This window comes from Bradyrhizobium sp. 613_E4_N2_2, assembly GCF_052075995.1.
Lineage (GTDB): Bacteria > Pseudomonadota > Alphaproteobacteria > Rhizobiales > Xanthobacteraceae > Bradyrhizobium > Bradyrhizobium barranii.
The window spans coordinates 5169910-5191490 of the sequence record NZ_CP197234.1 but is presented as its reverse complement, the minus strand read 5'-3'; the positions used below and the strand labels follow the sequence as shown (position 1 = coordinate 5191490).

General features: G+C 60.6%; 17 protein-coding genes. 6 read left to right on the top strand and 11 right to left on the bottom strand.

Translation table 11 applies throughout. The features are described from left to right. Window positions 1–634: 634 nt before the first annotated feature. Both AB7290_RS25170 and AB7290_RS25165 read left to right on the top strand, forming a co-directional pair. Entirely contained in the window at window positions 635–3511 is a 2877-nt protein-coding gene (locus AB7290_RS25170) for an ATP-binding protein (protein ID WP_354080397.1), read from the top strand. A 2-nt stretch (window positions 3512–3513) separates the two neighbouring features. Beyond that, complete coding sequence (locus tag AB7290_RS25165) at window positions 3514–4503, top strand: zinc-dependent alcohol dehydrogenase family protein (RefSeq protein WP_085402264.1); 990 nt, start codon at window positions 3514–3516, stop codon at window positions 4501–4503. A gap of 66 nt (window positions 4504–4569) precedes the next feature. On the opposite strand, the gene AB7290_RS25160 is transcribed toward AB7290_RS25165, so the two are convergent. The 8 genes from AB7290_RS25160 to AB7290_RS25125 all read right to left on the bottom strand — a co-directional run bounded on the left by AB7290_RS25160 (window position 4570) and on the right by AB7290_RS25125 (window position 12931). Continuing rightward, a complete protein-coding gene (locus AB7290_RS25160; RefSeq protein WP_094184175.1) occupies window positions 4570–5760 on the bottom strand; it encodes an L-dopachrome tautomerase-related protein in 1191 nt (396 codons plus the stop codon). A 29-nt stretch (window positions 5761–5789) separates the two neighbouring features. After that, window positions 5790–6230 (bottom strand): GlcG/HbpS family heme-binding protein, encoded by a 441-nt coding sequence (locus AB7290_RS25155; RefSeq protein ID WP_085402266.1) that lies wholly within the window; start codon window positions 6228–6230, stop codon window positions 5790–5792. 54 nt (window positions 6231–6284) lie between these two features. Beyond that, on the bottom strand, window positions 6285–7112 hold the full coding sequence (locus tag AB7290_RS25150; RefSeq protein ID WP_201266200.1) for a glycine betaine ABC transporter substrate-binding protein: 828 nt from the start codon (window positions 7110–7112) through the stop codon (window positions 6285–6287). Beyond that, complete coding sequence (locus tag AB7290_RS25145) at window positions 7109–7663, bottom strand: cupin domain-containing protein (protein ID WP_338699991.1); 555 nt, start codon at window positions 7661–7663, stop codon at window positions 7109–7111. The genes AB7290_RS25150 and AB7290_RS25145 overlap by 4 nt, the downstream gene beginning before the upstream one ends. A 24-nt stretch (window positions 7664–7687) precedes the next feature. Further along, on the bottom strand, window positions 7688–8701 hold the full coding sequence (locus tag AB7290_RS25140; RefSeq protein WP_165123312.1) for a zinc-binding alcohol dehydrogenase family protein: 1014 nt from the start codon (window positions 8699–8701) through the stop codon (window positions 7688–7690). Window positions 8702–8737: 36 nt separating this feature from the next. Beyond that, complete coding sequence (gene mdlC, locus AB7290_RS25135) at window positions 8738–10333, bottom strand: benzoylformate decarboxylase (protein ID WP_085402268.1); 1596 nt, start codon at window positions 10331–10333, stop codon at window positions 8738–8740. A gap of 29 nt (window positions 10334–10362) precedes the next feature. Beyond that, window positions 10363–11766 carry an NAD-dependent succinate-semialdehyde dehydrogenase gene (locus AB7290_RS25130; protein ID WP_338699997.1) on the bottom strand — a complete coding sequence of 468 codons (1404 nt, stop codon included), beginning with the start codon at window positions 11764–11766 and terminating at the stop codon, window positions 10363–10365. Between the two features lie 67 nt (window positions 11767–11833). Continuing rightward, window positions 11834–12931: an enolase C-terminal domain-like protein gene (locus AB7290_RS25125; protein WP_441254074.1), complete on the bottom strand. Its 1098-nt coding sequence runs from the start codon at window positions 12929–12931 to the stop codon at window positions 11834–11836. A 340-nt stretch (window positions 12932–13271) separates the two neighbouring features. Between AB7290_RS25125 and AB7290_RS25120 the strand changes: the two genes are divergently transcribed. After that, on the top strand, window positions 13272–13958 hold the full coding sequence (locus AB7290_RS25120; RefSeq protein WP_144030788.1) for a nuclear transport factor 2 family protein: 687 nt from the start codon (window positions 13272–13274) through the stop codon (window positions 13956–13958). A gap of 36 nt (window positions 13959–13994) precedes the next feature. Here AB7290_RS25120 and AB7290_RS25115 read toward each other — a convergent pair whose 3' ends face one another. Beyond that, the gene (locus AB7290_RS25115) at window positions 13995–15020 is read right to left on the bottom strand and encodes an AraC family transcriptional regulator (RefSeq protein ID WP_441254071.1); all 1026 of its coding nucleotides are present in this window, start codon (window positions 15018–15020) and stop codon (window positions 13995–13997) included. 102 nt (window positions 15021–15122) lie between these two features. On the opposite strand from AB7290_RS25115, the gene AB7290_RS25110 reads away from it, so the two are divergent. Beyond that, window positions 15123–16004 carry a LysR substrate-binding domain-containing protein gene (locus AB7290_RS25110; protein WP_085402272.1) on the top strand — a complete coding sequence of 294 codons (882 nt, stop codon included), beginning with the start codon at window positions 15123–15125 and terminating at the stop codon, window positions 16002–16004. Between the two features lie 2 nt (window positions 16005–16006). On the opposite strand, the gene AB7290_RS25105 is transcribed toward AB7290_RS25110, so the two are convergent. Together AB7290_RS25105 and AB7290_RS25100 are read right to left on the bottom strand one after the other, a co-directional pair. After that, window positions 16007–16990 (bottom strand): L-dopachrome tautomerase-related protein, encoded by a 984-nt coding sequence (locus AB7290_RS25105; protein WP_441254069.1) that lies wholly within the window; start codon window positions 16988–16990, stop codon window positions 16007–16009. Between the two features lie 1706 nt (window positions 16991–18696). Beyond that, complete coding sequence (locus tag AB7290_RS25100) at window positions 18697–18966, bottom strand: hypothetical protein (protein WP_441254067.1); 270 nt, start codon at window positions 18964–18966, stop codon at window positions 18697–18699. Window positions 18967–19139: 173 nt separating this feature from the next. Here AB7290_RS25100 and AB7290_RS25095 point away from each other — a divergent pair, with 173 nt between their 5' ends. Beyond that, window positions 19140–19979: a hypothetical protein gene (locus tag AB7290_RS25095; RefSeq protein WP_085402276.1), complete on the top strand. Its 840-nt coding sequence runs from the start codon at window positions 19140–19142 to the stop codon at window positions 19977–19979. Between the two features lie 128 nt (window positions 19980–20107). Beyond that, window positions 20108–21304 (top strand): hypothetical protein, encoded by a 1197-nt coding sequence (locus AB7290_RS25090; RefSeq protein WP_441254065.1) that lies wholly within the window; start codon window positions 20108–20110, stop codon window positions 21302–21304. The last annotated feature ends 277 nt before the right edge of the window (window positions 21305–21581 follow it).

Here is a 21581-nt window from a genome sequence, read left to right as displayed (position 1 = left end):
AGGATTCGAACCTATCGCGGCCGTCTCGTCGGTGTACCTACGTGATATAGTACGACGTCCGATGACACTTCCTGAAACTAGCTCAAACTTGCCCATGATGGATTGGAGCGAGAGTTCAAATGTTTCAATTGGTTAGAAGGCGACGTGTGGGCGACGTGTGCACCGGGAGATCAAAAAAATACTTTGGCAACCAACGTCAACTGTCGTTCTGCGGCTAACCGGATATCGGCGAGGCGGAGCGGCGCGCACAAGCAAACGCTGGCCGAACACGGGGCCGCCTAGGGAAATCTAAACTTCAACTATGAGAGTAGAGAATGCTGAGGACGCTCGACGCGTTGCGCTGAACGCCGGCAACTGGGCTCAACTCGCTACCCCTCTATCTTTTCCGCGATCAGCGCGATCTTCTGCCGCGTTGTTCTTGAGACGGAGCGATAACAGAGCTTTGGACGTTGGGAGACGATCCTTGGACCCTGAGAGACCCGGGCGCCTTTGGCTCTATGACCTGGAATAATACTTAGCACGCTAGGACCACTTCGTGCCGGATGACAAAGCGCAACATAGCCGAACCAGGTGCAACTTCTCGGCCGAGGTCTCGGTCATATGAGCATGGTACGACCCGCGCAGGTGAACGTTCATGGCGGATAATTCGGTTATGGGGGCAGAGGAATTCTTGTCCTTTGGGCCGTTTCGACTCTCGTCCGTTGGACGCATCCTGTACCGAGACGATAAGCCCGTGGCACTTGGCAGTCGCGCGCTCGATATCCTGATTGCACTGGTCGAGCGCGCTGGGGAGACCGTTTCTCGGCGAGACTTGATGAATCAGGTGTGGCCGGACTTGTTGGTGGAGGATGCGAACCTTCGCGTTCACGTCACGAATCTTCGCCGGGCGCTGCTTGATGGCCGCGATGGCGCTCGTTACGTGACGAACATTCCTGGCAGAGGCTATTGCTTCGTAGCACCTGTTAGGCGAACCACGGCGCCGCAACCGCATGCCGCCCGCGCTCTGCGCCATTTCTCGGCGCCGCCTTGCAATTTGCCACCGCGTTTGGAGCGCATGGTCGGGCGCGACGAGACTGTCTCTGAGCTCTCAGGGCTCCTTCTTCGGCACCGCTTCGTCAGCGTGGTGGGGGCGGGAGGCTTAGGTAAGACAACGGTCGCAACGGCCGTTTGCCACACGCTCCGCCAGAAATTCGACGGAGCGGTCTACTTCGTCGACCTCAGTGCGATTTCGGATGGCTCGCTCGTCGGGAACGCGGTGGAGTCAGTGCTTGGTCTGTCCACAGGCTCACAAGACTGTTTCGAAAGCCTTGTCTCCGTTCTCACCGGCAAGCGGACGATGCTCGTCTTGGACAATTGCGAACACGTGATCGACAGGGTCGCGCCGCTGGCCGAGAGAATTTTCGCCAGCGTGTCGGACGTGTTCATCCTTGCGACCAGTCGCGAAACGCTTCGTGTAGAAGACGAGCATGTCTATCTGCTGCATCCCCTTGATGCACCTCCCGCCGGCGCCGACCTGACGGCGGATTGCGTAGTTGGTTGGCCTGCCGCCCAGCTTTTCATGGAGCGGGCGGCGGCTGGAGGATATCGCTTTCAGCTCAACGATAATGAAGCGCCGGCCGTGGTGAGCATTTGCCGACAGCTCGACGGGTTGGCGCTTGCGATCGAGTTGGTCGCCAGCCGGGTCGGTGCATACGGGATTCAGGGGACTGCCGACCTCCTGGAAAACCGATTCAAGCTGCTCTGGGAAGGTAGGCGTAGTGCTTTGCCGCGGCACCAGACCATGCGCGCCTTGTTGGACTGGAGCTACCATCTCCTGTCCGAAAAGGAGCAGCGCGTTCTTCGGAGATTATCCGTCTTTGCCGGGTTCTTTTCGCCCGATGCCGCACAGAGAGTTGTGGCCGACGAGGTGGTATCGGAACAAGATGCCGCCGAGGCGCTGGCAGGCCTGATCGACAAGTCCCTGATCGGGATCTCGACGGTCGGCGGAAAGATCTACTATCGTCTGCTGAATACGACGCGGTCCTACGCGATGCTCAAGATTGAGGAGACGGAGGAGCGCGATATCGTCGCCGGTCGGCACGCCCTATACTATTGCGACATGCTCCGATCGAGGTCGATCCGCGACTTCGACCGACAGGAACCAGGTTCGTACAGACTCCATATGGGCAACATTCGGGCGGCGCTTGAGTGGTGCTTTTCCTCTGGCGGAGACAGCAGGATCGGAGGCGAACTCACGGTCGGTGCTGCACCGCTATTTCTGTGCATGTCGCTGCTGAGCGAGTGTCGGCATTGGTGTGAACATGCGTTGGCCGCGCTGGAGACCTCCGATCGAGGAGGCGTGCCTGAACTCGTGCTCCGGCGATACCTGACAGTCTCGATCATGTTCACCAGGGGAGAACAGCAGGATATTCGTCATGCCCTCCAACGAGGGCTTGATCTTGCCGAAACGGTAGGGACGCCCGAGGATCAACTGTATTTCCACGCCGGGCTGCATCTCTTTCTGATCCGCGTTGCCGAGTTTTCCGGCGCCGCGGAGGCGGCCGAACGAAGCGCCGTCCTGGCGGCGGACCTTGACCGAGCGGACGCCATGGTGGCGGCGGAATGGATGCGCGGCGCTGCCTACCACCTGATCGGCGACCAGCGGAGAGCACAACACCACTGCGAGATCGGATTCAGACGGGCAGCCTCGCTCGGACAGCTTGAGGTCAATGTTTTCGGTTACGATTATCGTGTTCGCAGCCTCGCGGTCTTTGCCCGTGTCCTGTGGCTGCGTGGGTTTCCGGAACAGGCCGAACGGACAGCGCGCCAGGGAATCGAAGAGGCAGAGCGCTGCGGGCATCCCGTAAGCCTATGCGCTACCTTGTTCTATACGGTATCGGTTGCATTATGGGATGCGGACTACGAGCTTGCCAATGGGCGTGTGGAGCGCCTTGTCGCTCATGCGGCGAGACATTCGCTTGCTTCCTACCATGCTATCGGGCTTGGGTTCAGGGGGGAATTGGCGGTGTGCCGGGGAGGCGCAGCATCCGGGGTCGCCATGCTACGTGATGCTCTTGCCGCTCTCCATCAGGAACAGCACCATATGTTCATGACGGCGTTTCAACGTGCGTTAGCTGAGGGCTTGGCGCTCAGCGGCCAGGCGGAAGAAGCGGCAAATATGATCGATGGTGCTCTCGTCAGGGCGACGGAGCGGGGCGAGACCTATGAGCTTCCGGATCTCTTGCGCGCGCAAGGAGAGATACTCTTGGCTCTGCCGCGCCCTGATGCGACCCTTGCCGAGGAGTCGCTGTTGCGCTCGTTGGCGATGGCGCGCGAACAATGCGCTAGAGGCTGGGAGGTGAGGACAGCCGTTCCGTTGGCACGGCTTTGGCTCGCCCAGGGACGCAACCACGAAGCAGACGAACTGCTCGCCACCACGCTGCAACAGTTCAGCGAGGGATTGCGAGGCGCGAGCCTCGTGGAAGTGGCCAAGCTACGGCGAGAGGTTCAACGCCCAATCGGTCGCAAGTAAGCATGACAGGCACAACGCAAGCCGCGATCTTCGAGAAATATGGCCGCCCGTTCCGCGTGACGACGATACCGCGTCCCGCGCCAGGGCAAGGTGACGTGCTGGTGCGAATTCGAGCCAGTGGCATTAATCCGCTAGATCTCAAGATTCTCGACGGCGCAGCCGCCCATGCACGTCACCTCCCGCCCGCGGTTCTCGGGCTCGATATGGCCGGCATCGTTGAGGCACTCGGGCCAGACGTCACCAAGTTCAAGGTAGGCGACGAAGTCTACGGAATGGTTGGCGGCGTCGGCGGAATCCAGGGAACGCTCGCGGAGTCTGCGGCAGTCGATCCCGATCTCCTCGCTCTCAAACCGACCAATCTTTCGTTCCGCGAGGCGGCGGTGCTGCCTTTGGTCGTGATCACGGCTTGGGAGGGGTTGGTTGACCGGATGCAGGTCAAGCCTGGCGACAAGCTTCTTGTCCAAGGCGGCGCCGGCGGCGTCGGAACCGCGGCGATCCAGCTCGCCCGCCATTTCGGGGCTGACGTGTTCGCTACGGGTTCGACATCGAGCCGTGAGGTCATCGAGCACGCTCGCGCGACATTTATCGAATCCAGCGAAGCAGTCGTCGACTACCTTGGCCGACTGACGGGTCGGCGCGGCTTCGACATGGTCTATGACACGGTAGGCGGAACGGGACTGGACGCGTCATTCGAGGCGGTAAAGAAATTCGGTCACGTCGCGAGCGCTCTGGGCTGGGGCAATCACCTGCTCGCGCCGCTTTCGTTCAAGGCGGCGAGCTATTCGGGCGTGTTCACGTTGATGCCGTTGCTCACGGGGGAGGGGCGCCGCCATCATGGCCGGATCTTGCGTGAGGTGGCACGAATGGTCGAGGCCGGGAAACTGAAGCCGCACATCAGCGGGGAGCGCTTCACGCTCGAAACCGCATTCGATGCCTACCAGGCGATCGCGGAGCGCCGGTCGCGCGGCGAGTTCGCTGTCGATATCGGTTGACAGAAATCCATTCGGGACGGCGGCATTCGGCCGTCCCGATCGTTCCGTGTGTTCGCTGCTCGTCTGCTACTTGAGGAGCACCGGTCCCGCGTCGATTTTTACGCGAAACAGGGAGTAGGGCTTCTCGCGCAGGTCCCTGCCTTCGTGGAATTGGGGTTGCCGATGCAATTGATTGGCCGTGAAATAGAGATACCCGTCGCCGGCGACAGAAAGTGTGTCTGGCCATAGAATGCGCGGATCATGGGCGATGGTTTTCCATTCGCCGTCGGTCTGACGCTGTCGGATGCTGTTACGTTCGTAGTCTCCGGCATAGATGCGGCCCTTGTCGTCCGCTTCGAGGCCGTCTGACGCGCCTTTCTCGCCGAGGTCGATGACGGCCTTCGCCACGTCGGCCTCGGAGACCGATCGGTCGAGCAACAGGGCGGTCGGGACTGAGAACAGATGCCGGCTCGACAGCGAGCAATAGTAGAGCGTCGCGCCATCCGCGGAGAGGGCAATGCCATCAGATGCCACGGCGAAGGGGACAGGCGGCTTTCCCGTTTCGCGAATTGCAAGGGTCTCGCCCTCGACCACGGGAACGAACGCGGGGTCGGCCGACGTTGAAGCGTGGCCGTTCAGCTTACGCCAGCTTTCACCGCTGTCGAGGTCGACGACGATGATTGCGCCCGGGCCCGAAACCGAGGAGTCGGTGATGTACGCCAGGCCAGCTTTGCCCTTCCGCAGATCGAAGCGCACATCGTTGATGTAGGTGGTGTTCAGCACGGAGGTCGGCGCCAGCACAATGGTCTTGACCACTTTGTCCGTCGCGAGATCGACGGCGACGAGCTTCGCGCCGTCAGGCACGGGCGTGCTGAAGGAGGGCGCCGCGGTGTCGAGGATCCAGAGCCGGTTCACCGGGTCGACGACGACGCTCTGCACGCTGCCAAGCGTCTCGCTCGGACGCTTTGGATCGAACTTATTTATCGTCGCGTCGGGATATGGAACGATCTTTCGGTCGCGGATTTCCGCGACTGTAAAGGGGACCTCACCGCCCCATCGTGGGAAGTTGATGAAGATCCGACCGTTGTCGGCGACGGTCACTCCGGTGGGCATGTCGTCACGAAATTCGAAAACCGGCTCGATGTCGCCGATCGGACGATCTGTTGGCACGCGAGTTGACGTATTCATGATCTCTCCATGGGTTTGGGCGCATACGGCGACAGGCAACGCAAGAAGGAGAGCGAAGCATGCTGCGGTTGGGCGGGGAAGACGGCTCATCATCGGCTCCGGAATGGGTGGGCCGCCTGTCAATCGGTTTGGGCTGAGAGAGCAGCGAGCACGGCATCGCGGCCGGCTTCAGCCACCGCTACGTCCTGCTCGGTGGTGCCGGAGCCGACGCCGATGGCGCCGAGGACGTGGCCATTGAAGATGATAGGGAAGCCGCCGCCGAGATTGACGATACCGCCTTGGCTCGCGAAGCCGAGATTAGCACCAAACTCGAACGGTATGCCACCTGTCGGCATCGCCAGAGAAGCTGCCGTGGCAGCCTTGGCGACAGCGGGCTCGCGGGCAAGCACTGCGGCACCCTCGACCCTTGCGAAGGCCAGGAGGTTGCCGCCAGCATCGACAACAGCGATGCATTCCGGCGCTGCGATTTTCTTCGACCTTGCGACTGCGGCCTCGATGGCGATTGCCGCGCCGGCATAAGTCAGTTGTCGTGTATCCTGGAGAAGCTTGGAATGGGTCATGTGTCGGTTCCTGAGTGGGGCGGGCGAGAAACTACTTTCGTCGAGAGAGACGTGTCATCCTCCACGTTTACGTGGCTGGGAATCCAAGCCGGCGTTGCGGCGCAGCGCATCGTCGAGCGCGCTCATGCGCGTGTTTCCGATAGTTAGGCGCGACAATTCAGCGAGCGCAGGCGCGCCGATCCGAACCTCGGCATCGTGACGCACGATCAGGGTAGCCTTGTCGGTTCCGCCGAGCAGCCCCTTTGGCTCCTCGAGCGCGCGAATCTTGTGACGATGATGCAACGCCTGCGGATGCCAAAGCGGAATGACGACCCAGCGGCGTTCAGCCACCGCATCCTCGAACCGGCCGAAGCAGTCTTGCTCCGTCCCAGCCTCGAAGTGATAGCCCGCGGCCGCCAAGCCATATTGCTCAATGATGGCCTTCGAGAAGCGGCTTATGCCGGCCCCCGGATTGATACCCTGGATCAACTTTTCCATTCGGGCCGAAACCTCTGGCCTTAGGAGGTCCGCAACCCCGGCGACGTCGGCCGGGACGTATTCCGGCACGCCCCAGATGCAGTAGGGTTCATACAGGACGGTGACCTTTCGCACCGCCTGCTCGAATGGTCTGAGGTAGCCGCCGTGACTTGTCGGAAGCCACGCCGAAACAAGCATATCGATCTTGCCGCGGCGCATCCGCTGGAACATCTCCCCATGCGGTGCTGCCGAGCGCTCGACGTGATGGCCGTGAGACGTCAAGATCGCCTCGACTTCCCGCGCACTGGCGTCGTGGAAAGATAGGTCGATGTGACCGACTCGGACTACGCTGCCTGTACTGTCCGTCATTTCACGTCCTTGCTGCTCTTGTTGCCCGTGCGTGGCGATGGAGAGGGGACGGGTCATCTTCCCGCTGCGACGGAAGGTGCGCCATCGAGCCAGTCCTGGCGTTGCGGCGCGAAGAAATCGATATCGATTGTGTCCTCGGTACAAACGAACTCGTGCGGCGTATTCGGCGGTATGACCAGAACAGTGCCAGCCGTCATCACGAACTTTCTGCCCTGGGAGTAAACCTCGCAGCGCCCTTCGGTGATCCACGTGATCTGCTCGCTGGCATGATGATGCAGCGGAAATACTCCACCTTTCTTCACCGTCCATTTGACGAAGGTCGACTGCGTGCCGTTCAAATACTGGCGCTGGACGAGCGGCGAAATCTGTTCGATTGGTTGTGCGTCCAGTTGGTAGAGCGTCGGCACGATGGCGGTATGGCCGCTCACGGTCGGCAAGGTGCCACGACCACGGGCGTCCGTGACGACCGGAGGTCCCGACAAGGCAGGGGCAGGCATGTCCTGGGCAGATGCGGCCGCGCGTGCGGCTAGGGCCAGGATGGCGGTAACGAAGACAGCCGTTTTGGAGTTTTTCATTTCGATGAGGCTTCTTTGATATGAGATTTGCATTTCGGGTGATCGTGGCTGGTTGCCTCAGAAGCCGGAAAGCACCGTCTTTCCGATCGCGCGACCGCTCTCGACCAGCGCGTGCACGCGCTTCAGATTCGCTACGTTGATGGCGCCCTCATCGTCCGTCATCGTGGAGCGGAGCACACCATCGTCGACGAGAGCGGCGACTTCATTCAGAAGGCGGTGCTGCGCAATCATGTCCGGGGTCTGGTAGAGCGATCTGGTGAACATCAATTCCCAATGCACTGATATGCACTTGCGCTTGAGACCGACGATGTCCAGCGCGTCGGGATCGTCGATCAGCGCCAGGTGACCCTGCGGTGCCATCACTGCCTCGATAGCCTGGAGATGCTTTCCGGTTGCAGTCAGACCGGCGACATACTCGACCTGCGCAACCCCAAAGCCCAGCAACTGTTCGGGGAAAGGCTGGTGGTGGTCGATCACGTGATGTGCACCCATTTTCCTGCACCACGCGATCGTCTCCGGTCGAGATGCCGTTGCGATAACGGTAAGTCCGGTGAGGCGCCGCGCAATCTGGGTCAGGATCGATCCGACGCCGCCGGCACCGTTGATGATCAGCAGCGTGCCGGATTGCGTCTTGACGCCATAGGGAACGCCCAGGCGGTCGAACAGCAACTCCCATGCGGTGATCGAGGTGAGCGGCAACGCGGCTGCCTCGGCGAAGCTCAGTGTCTTGGGTTTATTGCCGACGAGGCGCTCGTCGACCAGATGCAATTCGGCATTCGTGCCGAACCGATCGATGGCGCCTGCATAGAACACTTCGTCGCCTGGCCGGAACATCGTCACGTCGGAGCCAATAGCCTCGACGACGCCCGCCGCGTCGTAACCCAGGATGCAGGCCTCGCCCTTGGGGGGCGGGCTGCTGGCACGACGCTTGACGTCGGCCGGGTTGACCGAGATCGCCTTTACTGCCACGCGCAGGTCGCGTGGCTTCGGTGCTGGGATAGGCAGCTCGAGCTCGATGAGAGCGTTCGTTGCCGTGATTGGCTGCGGAACAAGATAGCCGATTGCTTTCATGCTGACCTCCTGGGATGGACTTCGCGGGGTGAGAAGTCAGATGAGCGGCGGGACGGCCGGGTCGATCTCCACTTCGATCAGGTGCGGAGTTTCGCTCGCCATGCCACAGCGCAGGGCGCTTGCCAGCAACGCCGGATCGGATACCCGCTCGGCGATGACGCCATAGCCGGCAGCGAGCGAGACGAAATTAAGACCTGGCAGATCGAGACCGGGAACACCGGGAGTCTCGAGCAGATGCGCGAACGACTTCAGAATATTGTAGGCGCCGTTGCGAGGGATAACGAACAGGATCGGCAACCTGTGCTGTGCAGCCGTCCAGAGGGCCTGGATGACATAGTTGGCGGCTCCGTCGCCGACGATACAGACGATCTTGCGGTCGCCGCCCTTGTCGCGCTCGGCAAGCGCGACCCCGACAGCGGCGGGCAGACCGTAACCAAGAACTCCGCTCGACATCGAGAAGAACGAGCGCGACCGGCTCGTCGGCAGGCGCTGACGCAGCATCTTCAGGGTCGAAAGCGATTCCTGGACAAGAACACTGTCCTGCGGTCGAGCCTCGTTGATCGAATGATAGAGGAAGTCGGCCGTGATCTTCGTCGCGCTCTCCGGTTGCGGCAGCTTGCTCCGTGCCGGTGGTGGCGCCCGATCCGGCGGTGCGACATAATCCGCCAACACCGCGCAGGCCCGTCCAGGATCGGCAAGGACGCTCTCTCCCACCGGTGCACGGCCAGCCTCGGCCGGGTCATCGGTAATGTGAAAGAGGCGAGATCCCGCGGGGATGTAGTCGCCGGGAACGTGGGGATAGTAGCGAAAGACCGGCGCGCCGATCACGACGATCACATCATGGCCTGTCAGTTGTTTCCCGAGTGGGCCGATCGCGCTGGTCAGCATGCCCTGATAAAGTCGATGGGTCTCGGGAAAGCCGGGCCGGCCTTCGGCCGGCGCCGCCCACACCTCGCAACGCAGCTTCTCGGCAAGCCGCACTGCGTCATCCCAACCGCCGCTCTGGTCGACGGCGCCGCCGATCACGAGCGCGGGCGACCTGGCGGAGGAAAGCGCTTCGATTACCGAGGCGAGGTTTTGTGGATCCGCCCCCAGGCGACGGCTGAGCGTCCGGATTTGCGGTGGGTGCGGACAGGGCTTGTCGACATCGTCCATCGGGATCGACAGGAAGACCGGCCCGGCTGGTGGCTGCACCGCCATGGCGTAGGCACGCATCAGAGCTGCTGGCACGTCTTCCGCACGGGCAGGCTCATAAGCCCACTTGACGAACGGCTTCGGGATTTCGAGCGGCTGCACGTTGGTGAGATATGGCTCGATCAGCAACATCTCGCGGGTCTGTTGACCGGCAGTGATGATCAGTGGCGCGCGGTTGTACCAGGCGCTCTCGATATTGCCCAACGCATTCCCCATGCCCGCCGCGGTGTGCAGGTTGACCAGCACGGCCTCACCCGTCGCCTGGGCATAGGCATCCGCCATCGCAACGGCGGGCGCTTCCTGCAGCGCGAGCACGTAGCGAAAATCGGAAGGAAAGTTCTTCAGCAGAGTTTCTTCGGTGGATCCGGGGTTGCCGAAGATCGTGGTGAGCTTCAGCTTGCGGGCGACATCGAAGAATGCTTCTTGGACCGTCTTCATCGTGGGATCTCCTGGTTGATGCGCTGTGATTAGCCGCCCTGGTTGACGCCGGGTGGTGGCGCCCCGACGGGAGAGACGTTGATGAGCCGCCGGTTGACGAATTCTCCGAAACCCAGCTCCGACAGTTCACGGCCGTATCCGGATCTCTTGACGCCGCCGAAGGGAAGTTCCGGTGCGGTCCACGTCGGATGATTGACAAAAACCATGCCGCTTTCGATCCGGGCCGCTAGCCGTCGGCCGCGCGTCAGGTCCGCCGTGAAGACGGAGCCGCCGAGGCCATACGGCGTCGCATTGGCCAGCGCGATCGCCTCTTCCTCGCTGTCGACAACGTAGAAGCTCATCACCGGCCCGAACAATTCCTGCCGGAAGATCGGATTGTCCCTGCTGATGCTGGTCAGGATCGTCGCCTCGACATAGAAGCCGGGCCGCTTTACCCGGCCGCCTCCGAGAACGACCTCGGCGCCGCCGTTCCTGGCGGCTTCGATTTGCTCGAGCAGCCGGTGCATGGCCTGCTCCGAGCAGACGGGGCCGAGCGTCGTGTCAGGATCGAACGGATCGCCGGTCTTGAGTGCGCCCATGCGCGCCTTGAGTCCCTCGAGGAATGCGGCGCCCCGATTCTTCCCGACCACGATGATCCGCTTGGCGGCGACGCAGCTCTGCCCGGTGTTGTTCATGCGGCCCCAGAGCGCATTATCGAGCGTCGGCTCGAAAGGAGCGTCCTCGAGCACGATGAGCGGATCGCTACCGCCGAGTTCCATGACGGATTTCTTGAGGTTACGGCCGGCGCGCTCCGCGACGATCGCGCCGGCACGTTCGCTGCCGGTGAGGGTGACGCCGCGGATGCGCGGATCGTCGATGAGCCGTGCGACCTGCTCGAAATTGGCGAAGAGGTTGGTGTAGAGCCCCTTGGGCGCTCCGGCGTCTTCAAACAGCTGCGCGAATGCCAGCGCCGATTGCGGGACATTGCTCGCATGTTTGATCATCACGACGTTGCCGACCATCAGCTGTGGACCGGCGACCCGAGCGAGCTGATAGTAGGGAAAGTTCCAGGGCTCGACGCCGAAGATGATGCCAAGTGGCCGCGCTTCGACGATGGAGCCGGGTGCCTCTGGCAGCGGCTGCGGCTTCAGGTATGCCTCCGCGCGCGCCGCATAGTAATCGATGATGGCTGCGGAGAGAGCGACCTCGCCACGGGCCTCAGCAATCAACTTTCCCATTTCGAGGGTGAGGTATCGCGCATATTCTTCGGCGTTCTCGCGCAGCTTGGCCGCGACGGCGTTGAGAACTTTTGCTCTGTGCTTGACAGGTTGCTGGCGCCAGGTCTCGAAGGCAGCCTGAGCTTCGGCCACGGTCGCATCAAGGTCCGCATCCGAGATTTCCGTGAAGCGCTTGATGACTTCGCCGGTGGATGGATTGATTGTCTGGTAGGCCATTTATCGTTCTCCGTGCGCCGGAAGGGTGGTGGATCGGAAGATCTCGCTCGATCTGCGGGAGAAGCCATCAAACCTTGACGGCGTATTTCGCGACGGCCTTTTCGTTCCAGCTGATGCCGATGCCGGGCCGGTCCGGGGCATGAACGCGGCCTTCACGTGGCTGGAGCGGTTCCTCGAGAATCGGGTTCGCCCAATCGACCCACTCGAGCCAATGCGCCGTCGGCGTCACGCGCAGCAGGTGGGCAGAAATCTCGGGATACAGATGATTGGAGAGCTGGACGCCCGTCGCTGCTGCGATGCTCGCTGCGCGCAGCCAGCCGGTGACGCCGCCGATGCGCATCAGGTCGGCCATGGCATAATGGACCGCGCCGGCATTCAGATTAGCGAAGAAGTCGCGAGGACCGTAGAAGTTCTCGCCCATCTGCAATGGCGTGCGCACTTTGGCGGCAAGCTGGGCATATCCGCGGGTGTTGTCGTACGCGATCGGTTCCTCGAACCAGTAGAGGCCGGTCTCATCAAGCTCGTGACAACGTCGAATGGCGTCGCCGAGGCCGAGGGCCTGATCGAAGTCGACCATCAGATCGATGTCTCTGCCGACACCCTCGCGGACTGCGTTGATCGCGGCGACGTCGTCTTTCAGGTGCTCGTTGCCGAGCCGCAGCTTCATGGCGGAGAAGCCACCCTCTCGTTGAAGCTCGCGCGCCTCGGCAGCCAGCGTACTCACTTCATGCCGCCATAGGCCGTTGCTGTCGTAGCTGCGAACGGGACCGGGAGTGCCGCCGAGAAACCTGACCAACGGCTGGTTGGCCGCTTTCGCCAGCGTGTCCCAGATCGCCATGTCCACCGCAGAGGCCGCGATCATCGACATGCCGGCCAAACCGACGACGTTCAGGGCCTTGGCTGCGGACTCGAATGCATCGAACGGCGCCACCGGCGTGCCCTTCAGCATGTCGTGCAGATCTCTCAGGGCGGCAACAACGACCGGTATGGCCGCCGCGCGGTACGGCGCCACATAACTGTGCCCAATGATGCCGCCGGTGGTTTCGAGATCGACGAGCACCAGTGGCCACAACTCGAACCGCCCGATGCCGGCAATCACCGGACGCCGCAATGGCACGAGTACAGCCCGCGTCCGGATATCCTTGATCAACAGTGCAGATGTCATCACGCAAGCTCCTGACAGATGTCTATCGGAGAGCCTGTTCCGCCCGAAACGAGCGTCCAAGCTCTTCGCCTGCAATGTCGCAGAGTGCAGCGTCGATTGCTCGCTAAGCTACGCAAAGGGACGCTAAGCGCTGTCAGTCTGGCGTGATCTTCGTGTTGGCAGGGGGAGCGGCTTGGTGCGTTCTTTCCGATGCCGGAGCCGCGCGGTGCTTAGCCGAATGGCCGGTGTCGATGCGCGGCTTTGCAATGATTTGCACCGATCAGCGCGACCGTGGGACTTCCACCTGCGATAAGGAGAGGGAGGAAGCTTGGTGGCGCGGAATCTACCGATGGGGCGGACAATGTCTGGTTGGAGCCTTCCCTCGCGCGTCGACAGGTTTCTTCGCGCGGCTCAGGTCACCGACGTTGATCGAATGGTCTCGGCGATGGAGAGCGATTGCATTCTCGTGGACGCGGGACGCGAACTTCGAGGCGACGAGAGAGCTGCTTGGCTGCGTGACTTTCTAGGGCGTGGAGCTGTCCAGATTCGCCCCGTCAGTTGCCGGCGGGAGAAGGGGGGTGTCGTCTTGACTGTGCTGGTTAGACGCGGCGAACTCGGAGAAAGCATCGCCTTCGATTGGATCTTTCACTTGGAGGATGAACGGATCCGACGGGCGTTGATCGAACTCCATCAACTTTCGGCGCTTCCGCTCCCAGTGGATACATTCGTGCGTGCGACGAATTCCGGAAACCTGGAGCTGCTGCTGGACACATTCGTCGATGACGCGCTGGTGAATGACCAGCTTTGCGATCACTGGGGAAAGGAAGCAATTCGCGAATGGGTGATTCGTGACGTTGTCGGCGAACAGCTTGCCATCCACGTGGTCAGTAACGTTGACCACTACGGACATTGCATTCTGACGGCGCATGTCGACGGAAATTTTGACAGGCGCGGCCTTCCAGAACCTCTTGTTCTGGTATTCTACTTCTCAATGCACCGCGACAAGATCGCCCAGTTGATCATCTTGCGCAATCTGTCGGGTACCTAGCGGCTCAACCTTCAATTGGTTACTGAAGGTTGACGCCTACAGCGAAAATGAATCGTCGCTTGGCTCTGACAGCGGCGGCCGTGCACCGTCCGCTTGCGAAAGCGTGAGTTTCTGTTCAGCACGAAGTTCGCTGGGCGAGTAGCCGAAGACCTGCTTGAAAGCATGGCTGCAGGAGGTGCGGGAGGCGTAGCCATTCCGATAGGCGACGGTGGCAAAGGGCAAGCTCGTGGCCAGCAATTCTCGCCGCACCTTGTGCATCCGCCAGCGCGTGACGTAGTCGAGAGGTGAGAGTCCCACTCGGCGGCGAAATCGCTCGGCGAAGGATGAACGCGACATTCCCGCCGCCTTTGCCAGCGATGCCACTGTCCAATCAGCCGCGGGATCGGCGTGAAATTTCTGTATGGCGCGACCGAGCTGCCGGTCGGTGAGTGCCGCAAGCCAGTTGGTTGCTTCGGGATTGTCCGCGAGATGAGTGCGGATCGTCTGCACGAGGAGCACATCCGCCAGACGGCTCGTGATCAGGCGCCTACCCGGAGCATCGGCTTCGCTTTCAGACCTCAGCAGTTCGATGATTGAACCGGTCGGCTTCGCTGCGGCAGCCTCGGCGGCGAGACGAATAACCGGCGGCGGCGCTTCCCTGAGCCAGGCGGCGCCTTCCTTGTCGAGAGTGAGACGTCCGGCGACGACAACGTCATTCATCGATCCGGTTCCGACGCGCATAACGCCGCCCGAACCGCCGCTATAGTCCGAGCAGTAAATCTCTCGACCGCCTTCGACGTTGAAGGCGCGGCCAGCGCGTGCGCCGGTCAGCAAAAAGCAGTCGCCGGCTGTCAGGCGAACTGGCGCCGTTTCTCCGTCCAGCCATATGTTGTGGCTGCCCGTGATCACGACGCCGAACGTGAAGCGTTCGTCCGCATCGAAGCGCGTTTCAAAGGGAACGCTGCTTTCAAAGCGCACAAGCTCAGTGCCGACGACCGTGAACGCGCTGAGGGTGTCTGCCAGCGGGTCAGTCAGCATCGAATCGATGCGCAAATGATCAAGTGGGTGTTGGGCCATGGTCATGAAAATCTTTGTCAGCAGCAGCGCCACAAATGTGGGGACTTGCAGGAATAAGGCAAGCGCATAGTTATGATTGCATCTATTGGATAATCAAATGGGCAGCCAATGCGCTATCCCGACCTGGAAATTGAACTTCTCCGTGCCTTCGTGGCTGTGGCCGAATCCGGCGGTTTCACGGCAGCCTCTGGTGTCGTCGGCCGATCGCAATCCGCGGTAAGTCAGAAGGTCGGCAGGCTTGAGGACCTTGTTGGGTGCAAGCTCTTCGAACGGACGAGCCGCTCCCTGAGCCTGACACGGGACGGAGAGCGGCTGCTGGTCACCGCGCGGCAGATGCTCGAACTGAACGATCTCACCGTCCGCAGCATGCGCGAACCGGCAACTGTCGGCTCACTTCGCCTCGGTATCTCCGAGGATTTCATTCCGCGCCAGTTGGCGGCGTTGCTTGCACGGTTTCGGCGTCTCTATCCTGAAGTGCAGCTTGAACTCATGACGGGGCTGAGCTGCGATCTCCTCGATGTGTACGATGCTGGTGGCCTCGATGTGGTGATCGCGAAGAAGGATGGTACAGCCCAGCGAGGACGCGTGATCTGGCGAGAGCCGCTCGTTTGGCTCGCTGCGGCTGATTATCAGCCGGACTTTAGTAAGCCGACGGAGTTGGTCCTGCTGAAGCCGCCCTGCACCTATCGAGAGTTAATGGCGCGCACCCTGGATTCGGTTCGACAGCCATGGATAGCATCCTGCACGGCGCGTAGCTTGATGGGGGTGCAGGCGGCCGCCGCCGGCGGCCTGGGCATCACAATACTTGGGCGGTCATTCGTTCGGGATGGCCTGCAAGTTGTGCCGACGCCGGACTCCTGGCCGGCATTGCCGATGACTGAAATCGTGCTGCTTGGGGAGGAGACGGCGGAAGCCGACCTGGTGCGTCCGCTGGTCTCCTTCCTTACCGAGACTCTCGCCGGAATGGGTGCGCTAGCGCTTGTGGCTTAGCTTCACTTTGCCTGAGCATCCAGCCCGTACCGGTACAGACGGATAGGCCACGCGATCCGGGAGGTGCCGCTGTTGAAGAGCGACACACGGTCGATCCGCGGTACGGGCAGCCAGATGAAGCCGTCCGCGAGAGCAGGTGCGTCGCACCAGTGCAGGCGTGAATCCCGGATGATGGTTGTGATCGTGCCGTCTGGCGAGCGCTTCTTCAGCGCATCGCTTGCCAATTCGGTGAAATAGAGCGTTCCGTCCGAGGCCATCGCCGTTCCGCCGACTGGCGGAAGATCCGCCCAAGCTTCCACCTTACGCGCGAGTTCGGTTGCGGGAACACCGGGATCGTCGAGCAGCCGTGTCTCGACCCGAGACCAGGGCCCATGCAGACTGCCAAAATAGAGATAGCGTCCATCGGGGCTGACCTCGAGCGGGTCGCTGTTGACCCGCAGTGGGAAGCCGTCCGGCGCGCGGACGATCTCGCCGTCGATCACGATCGGTCGGTCGGTAGGCGCCGTGACCGAGGGGGCGCCGTCGAACACCCGACGTGTTTCTCCGTTGCGTAAGTCGAGCACGATCAGCCCGGCGCGCCCGGCATCCGTGAAATAGGCATGGTCGCCATGGAAGCGGATGTCGTCGATATAGCTGCCGGGAAGAGCGGCTGGAGGTCCGAAGGGATAAATCCGCTCGACGCGATTAGTGGCGAGATCGATACGCACCGCCTTGGCAGCACCGGGCAATGGATCGCCGCCAAAGCTGGGTGAGCCCGTGTCGATGATCCACAGGCCACCGTGGTTGTCGCGATGGATCGCATTCACGTTGACGAAGGTGTTGGTCACGTCGGCGCCGGGCTGCCACGCGTTCCATGACGCATCGGGATAAGAGATCAAGCCGTCCTTGCCATCAATCAGTGCGACGGCGGGGCCGTTGGCGCCGGCCCAGCGCGGTCCGGCGACAAAGACGCGATCGCCATCAACCGCAACCGCGTTCCAGATCATACGCCTAGTCTCGGCGGCAACTATGAGTCCGTCAGGTCGTTGCATGTCATCGGAGGTCTGCGCCTGCATTCCTGTCGCGAGTGAAGTTCCCGCCAATGCAGCGGCGGTGGATGCCTGAAGCATGCTCCTGCGGTTCATAGGTCCCATCCCTTCCTTAGGTCTGCTCGGTGGTATCGATCACGATCTTGCGGCGGTTCATGCCCGAGGCGCTGTAGCGCTTGCCGTCGGGAGCAGCGTCAAGCGTAGCGTCTGGTTGACGAAGCTCGACACTAAATGGCTCGATAGAACTCGAGGCAAGTTAAGGGACGCAATTTAGCGCGAATCGAAGCTAAAATGTGTATATTCGATAACCCGTTCTGAGGCCGGAGTGGCCCCGAGGGAAGCTCAGTCGAAGGCGGTGTGTGGGCGACGTGTGCACCGGGAGCTCAAGAAAAATCTCACCACAGCCAGCGTGAGCAGGCTTGTGGCGCATGTGTCGGAGAGGGGAGGAGGCCGGTGCGTGCTAACGAGTACTCTTAGTTGCTCGAAGCGGATGGTCGAAAATCGCGAGTTCGACTCCCACTCTCTCCGCCTCACTGCTTGTCTACTAGATTAGTTCACCACGCAAGTCGTAGGACGGACTGCGCATAGCACGCAAAGCCCAAGCATCTTGAGCAGGCTTCACGATTTGAATGTCGGGCTCATTGGGCAGGGTGCAAGACGGTCTTCTTTATGTCTTGGTACGAACCTTGCGATGATTTGGCTCCAATCGGACATCAATTGCTGGAGCTAGCGCAAACTTGCCCATGATGGACTGGACCGACTGACGTGTCGCGGTGAGAAAGTGTCAGTCTACAACGCGGGGCGTTTCAAACCGATCCGCATGCGAGGCCCAGATCTCCGATCTTGCTGTCCCAGCCGCGACATCGTCACGAATGCGTTGAACCGGCTGATCGATAAGGCCTCGGTCGCAAACTGACTCAAGGAGCACGGCCCCACACACCTCGATAGCCGGCGCCTCATGGGCAAGGCTGAAGGTCGTTGGGCCCCTTGGGCGGTGTAGGGAACGATCGGGCGACGAAACCAGCGTTTTCCTCATCGCTGACGGTATATGAAGCTACGCTGTGTCAGTACGAGCGGTGGCGATGTCCGCTAAGAGTGCGGAGCTATTCAGTCGATTGACTCCAATAGATAGCGGAATCGCCAGTATTCCGAGCGGCACAAATTATTCTGTGAATTCAAGACCGAAAAAATACGGCGGGTATACCGTCGGGATTTGTCCGTCAGACTTGAAGATTTGTGCTTGTAGATCAACGACGAAATGTCGTCCTAAATGATTGAGTGGGAGTAGGGCCTTAGGATACTTGGTACCTAATCTCCATTTTCATGGAGGATAGCTCGACTTCCTTAGACCCATTCAATGCACAACATCGCAAGGGTTCATTTCTGTTGGTGAGCTAAGCAGTCGTTAGGTTGTCTTGCAGGCTATCGAAGGTGCGAATGGACACTTGGCCGCCAAGACTGCGCATCAATGGTCGATTCCGATAGTTGATCTCTTGGCGTCGGCCAATAATTAGCGTCAGTTGTGGTTCGGCTAGGCCGAAGCGCGCTGCTCGGTTGCCGTGTGGGAAGTATTTGGCGACATAGTCCCGGTTTTCTTGGAACCATGCGCTCCAGTCGTGCAATTGCCGAAGCGCATGGGTTAGCCTAGTTGCGGGGTCGCCATCTCACTTAAATAGAGGGTCCTTGGGACGCTCGATCTTGATGAAATGCCACAAAAATCCTGGAGAGTCGTCGCGACAGAATGCAAAATCTGCAACATGCTGGCTTCCGAGCCGGAACTTAGAACAGACCACGTTGTCTTGCGGCAGCCAAATTGGAATGAGCGCCGGATATTTCACCATGTATTGGTGAAAGTCCTCTTCGGAAGAATCGGATCGATCCATCAGGCTGACGAAACCATCCCAGATGTCATCGATCGCGACTTCTCTCAGCATTCGTGCCTCGTCGGTAGGCGACATAGCAATTTTCAAGACACATCTCGGAGCGTCTCATACCACGAGATTGTGAGAGAGGTGCGGTATTCCCAACACAAGCCGTGGCTTTGTATGGTCAATACGTAGGTTGTTTGGCCAGAGGCTCCAGGGGGGTGCCATTGACTGGTACGAGGTTGGTCATCGACAGCAGCAAATTGCAGTCGTCTGAGTTGCGCGAGTTCCTCCGCGGAAGCACGGCAAACCTGGCCGTGCTTCCAGACTTCGCGTGGTTCGAAGTCTATAAGCAGGAGACCGTGGATGCTGTTTTCGCTCTCCTCTCTGTTATCGGCGATTTCCCCGAGCAGATCACTGTTCTGAAGTCTGGAGGAGAGATCGCGAGACTGAACCTTGGCCTTCCTGGCGAGCTCGCAGCTATGGAGCAGCAGGACGTCGCACCTTTGATCCGCGAAATGGCTGACATCATGAACGGCCCTCGACGCTTGGATCCAATCGTCCTGCAGCAACTGAGGAATCTGTGGAGCTCCGCTGCTGTCAGTCTCGCGGGCATGCATGAGGGAGCGATCGACATCGTGACGTCGTTGCCAGAGATGTCTGAAAAGATGTTTTCTGAGCATGAGATAAGAACCATCCGCACCAACGGGCGCTACACCGAGGAGATGTTCGCCAGCATTTTCGGCGCCGCCGAGCAGATATGGGAGACATTGGCGGAGGGATACGGTCTACAATGGCGATCGATGCTCCGGGACCATACCATGAGCGCCTACCTTTTCCGGTATGCCCTCGGAATCATTATCTATCTCCTTTGGTGGATAAGGACTGGCAGCCCGAAGCTGGAGCGCGTCGATCGGATACGGAACGATCTCATTGACTTGAGCTTCGTGGTGTACGGGACGTACTACGACGGGTTTCTCACCGCCGACCGCAAGGCGGAATGGATGTTCCTGAATCTGTCACGGGCACTTGAGGCGGCAAGAACGTCAGAGTCGCAGTGGACAGCGAGTAGGGCGGATTAGCCAACGGCGTAATCCGGCGCACTCTCGTATTCGGTTTGCCGAAATGGCAGGTTACGCTTCGCTAGTCCGTTCTACGGGCTAGCCGCCGCGCGTTCGGCGGCGTCCGACTCGGGCGGGGAGGAAAAGAAATGCATGCCGAGTTCTTAGAAGCGCAGGTCGTCCAGCAGCGGCTGAAGCAGTACATGGATCACTATGACGAATTCCATTGGGCCGTCGCTTGGGGTACGGACGTTGATCTGTTGGAACAGCTTTTCGGGCATCGAGCGAAGTTCACGAACGTTACCTTTGGGGTCGCGTTCAGCCAGACCGATCCTGCAGTCGTCGATGCCCTCGTCGGTGTTGCCAACGGCTATATCGCGACCAAGTTCAAGGGCGGCACCTACCATCCCAAAGTGTACGGCTTTCGTAGCGGAAAGCAGGTCGCGGCGATCGTCGGCAGTGCCAACTTCACCCATGGCGGCCTTGGGAAAAATTTCGAGGCGGCAGTGGCACTGACCGGTACGATCGACGACCCTGCACTCGCCAACATCCTCGCCTTTGCAAGGACTAGCGCTAGATACGGGCAGGAGGTGACCCAACCCTACGCCGATGCGTACCGCGCGAGCTACGTACGGGCGGCAAGACTGCCGAAACCGCCCCGCGATCCAGTGCAGACGGCACGGATCGGCGCTGCCGGCAAGGTCATGGCCATGAACTGGGACGAATACTCGCGCCGGGTGCGATCGTCTAGACATCACAATGTAACGAAGAGTCTGGAGCTGATTGCGGTTGCGCGACGCTGGTTCGCCACGGAAGCGTCGTTCGCGAGCTTCTCGCCCGCGCAGCGCAAGGCCATCGCTGGAATCCTCGGCAAGTATCAGAAGTACGATTCGGACCTGGAACGGGAATGGGGTTGGTTTGGGTCGATGGGTGCCGCGGGCGACTTCGCGAATCGCGTTGCGGACAACGATCCATCACTCGCCAGGGCGCTTGATGGAATCCCATTGAGTGGCGAGGTCACACGTGCACAATACGATCGCTACTGCACGCTGTTTCGGCGGGCGTTCGCGCGATCATCGCGCACCGGCGGCGTGCCTTCTGCGACGCGGCTGCTATCGATGAAGCGCCCGGACACTTTCCTGTGCGTCTGTAAGCCCAATGTCGTCGCGGTCGCGAAGGCGCTGGGCTTTGCCCGCACGACGCTGGATCTAGACAATTACGGGGAGCGGGTGGTCGAACCGATCAAGCTGTCCGTTTGGTACAATGCAGACAAGCCCGACCATCCTGATGGCGAGCTCTGGGAAGCACGCGTGGCCATGCTAGATGCACTATTCTATCATTCATAGTCGAGCGTGTTGGTCCTGGTAGCGTTAGGTCAGCGAAGCGAGAGGTGTCCTGCGACTGGCGGTCCTTCGCAGCGCTAGCTCATTCACCGCTTCTCGAACTACGGTGACGGTGCATAAAACTCCCCATGCCTCAGGTAGGACACTTGTGGGAGCCGATAGAGCGAAACGGCGCGCGAGGCTTCTCACTGCTCGTTTTGCATGCTGCCGTCAAGGTCCCGAGCGTTAATCCGAACGTGCGCGTGACGCTGGACCTCGTCATTGACATACGCCGTCAGGC

Excerpts from the sequence above, each read along its gene's own strand:
- AB7290_RS25170 (WP_354080397.1), top strand. The coding sequence starts at position 635 with ATGGCGGATAATTCGGTTATGGGGGCAGAGGAATTCTTGTCCTTTGGG.
- AB7290_RS25165 (WP_085402264.1), top strand. The coding sequence starts at position 3,514 with ATGACAGGCACAACGCAAGCCGCGATCTTCGAGAAATATGGCCGCCCG.
- AB7290_RS25160 (WP_094184175.1), bottom strand. The coding sequence starts at position 5,760 with ATGAGCCGTCTTCCCCGCCCAACCGCAGCATGCTTCGCTCTCCTTCTT.
- AB7290_RS25155 (WP_085402266.1), bottom strand. The coding sequence starts at position 6,230 with ATGACCCATTCCAAGCTTCTCCAGGATACACGACAACTGACTTATGCC.
- AB7290_RS25150 (WP_201266200.1), bottom strand. The coding sequence starts at position 7,112 with ATGACCCGTCCCCTCTCCATCGCCACGCACGGGCAACAAGAGCAGCAA.
- AB7290_RS25145 (WP_338699991.1), bottom strand. The coding sequence starts at position 7,663 with ATGCAAATCTCATATCAAAGAAGCCTCATCGAAATGAAAAACTCCAAA.
- AB7290_RS25140 (WP_165123312.1), bottom strand. The coding sequence starts at position 8,701 with ATGAAAGCAATCGGCTATCTTGTTCCGCAGCCAATCACGGCAACGAAC.
- mdlC (WP_085402268.1), bottom strand. The coding sequence starts at position 10,333 with ATGAAGACGGTCCAAGAAGCATTCTTCGATGTCGCCCGCAAGCTGAAG.
- AB7290_RS25130 (WP_338699997.1), bottom strand. The coding sequence starts at position 11,766 with ATGGCCTACCAGACAATCAATCCATCCACCGGCGAAGTCATCAAGCGC.
- AB7290_RS25125 (WP_441254074.1), bottom strand. The coding sequence starts at position 12,931 with ATGACATCTGCACTGTTGATCAAGGATATCCGGACGCGGGCTGTACTC.
- AB7290_RS25120 (WP_144030788.1), top strand. The coding sequence starts at position 13,272 with ATGTCTGGTTGGAGCCTTCCCTCGCGCGTCGACAGGTTTCTTCGCGCG.
- AB7290_RS25115 (WP_441254071.1), bottom strand. The coding sequence starts at position 15,020 with ATGACCATGGCCCAACACCCACTTGATCATTTGCGCATCGATTCGATG.
- AB7290_RS25110 (WP_085402272.1), top strand. The coding sequence starts at position 15,123 with ATGCGCTATCCCGACCTGGAAATTGAACTTCTCCGTGCCTTCGTGGCT.
- AB7290_RS25105 (WP_441254069.1), bottom strand. The coding sequence starts at position 16,990 with ATGATCTGGAACGCGGTTGCGGTTGATGGCGATCGCGTCTTTGTCGCC.
- AB7290_RS25100 (WP_441254067.1), bottom strand. The coding sequence starts at position 18,966 with ATGCTGAGAGAAGTCGCGATCGATGACATCTGGGATGGTTTCGTCAGC.
- AB7290_RS25090 (WP_441254065.1), top strand. The coding sequence starts at position 20,108 with ATGCATGCCGAGTTCTTAGAAGCGCAGGTCGTCCAGCAGCGGCTGAAG.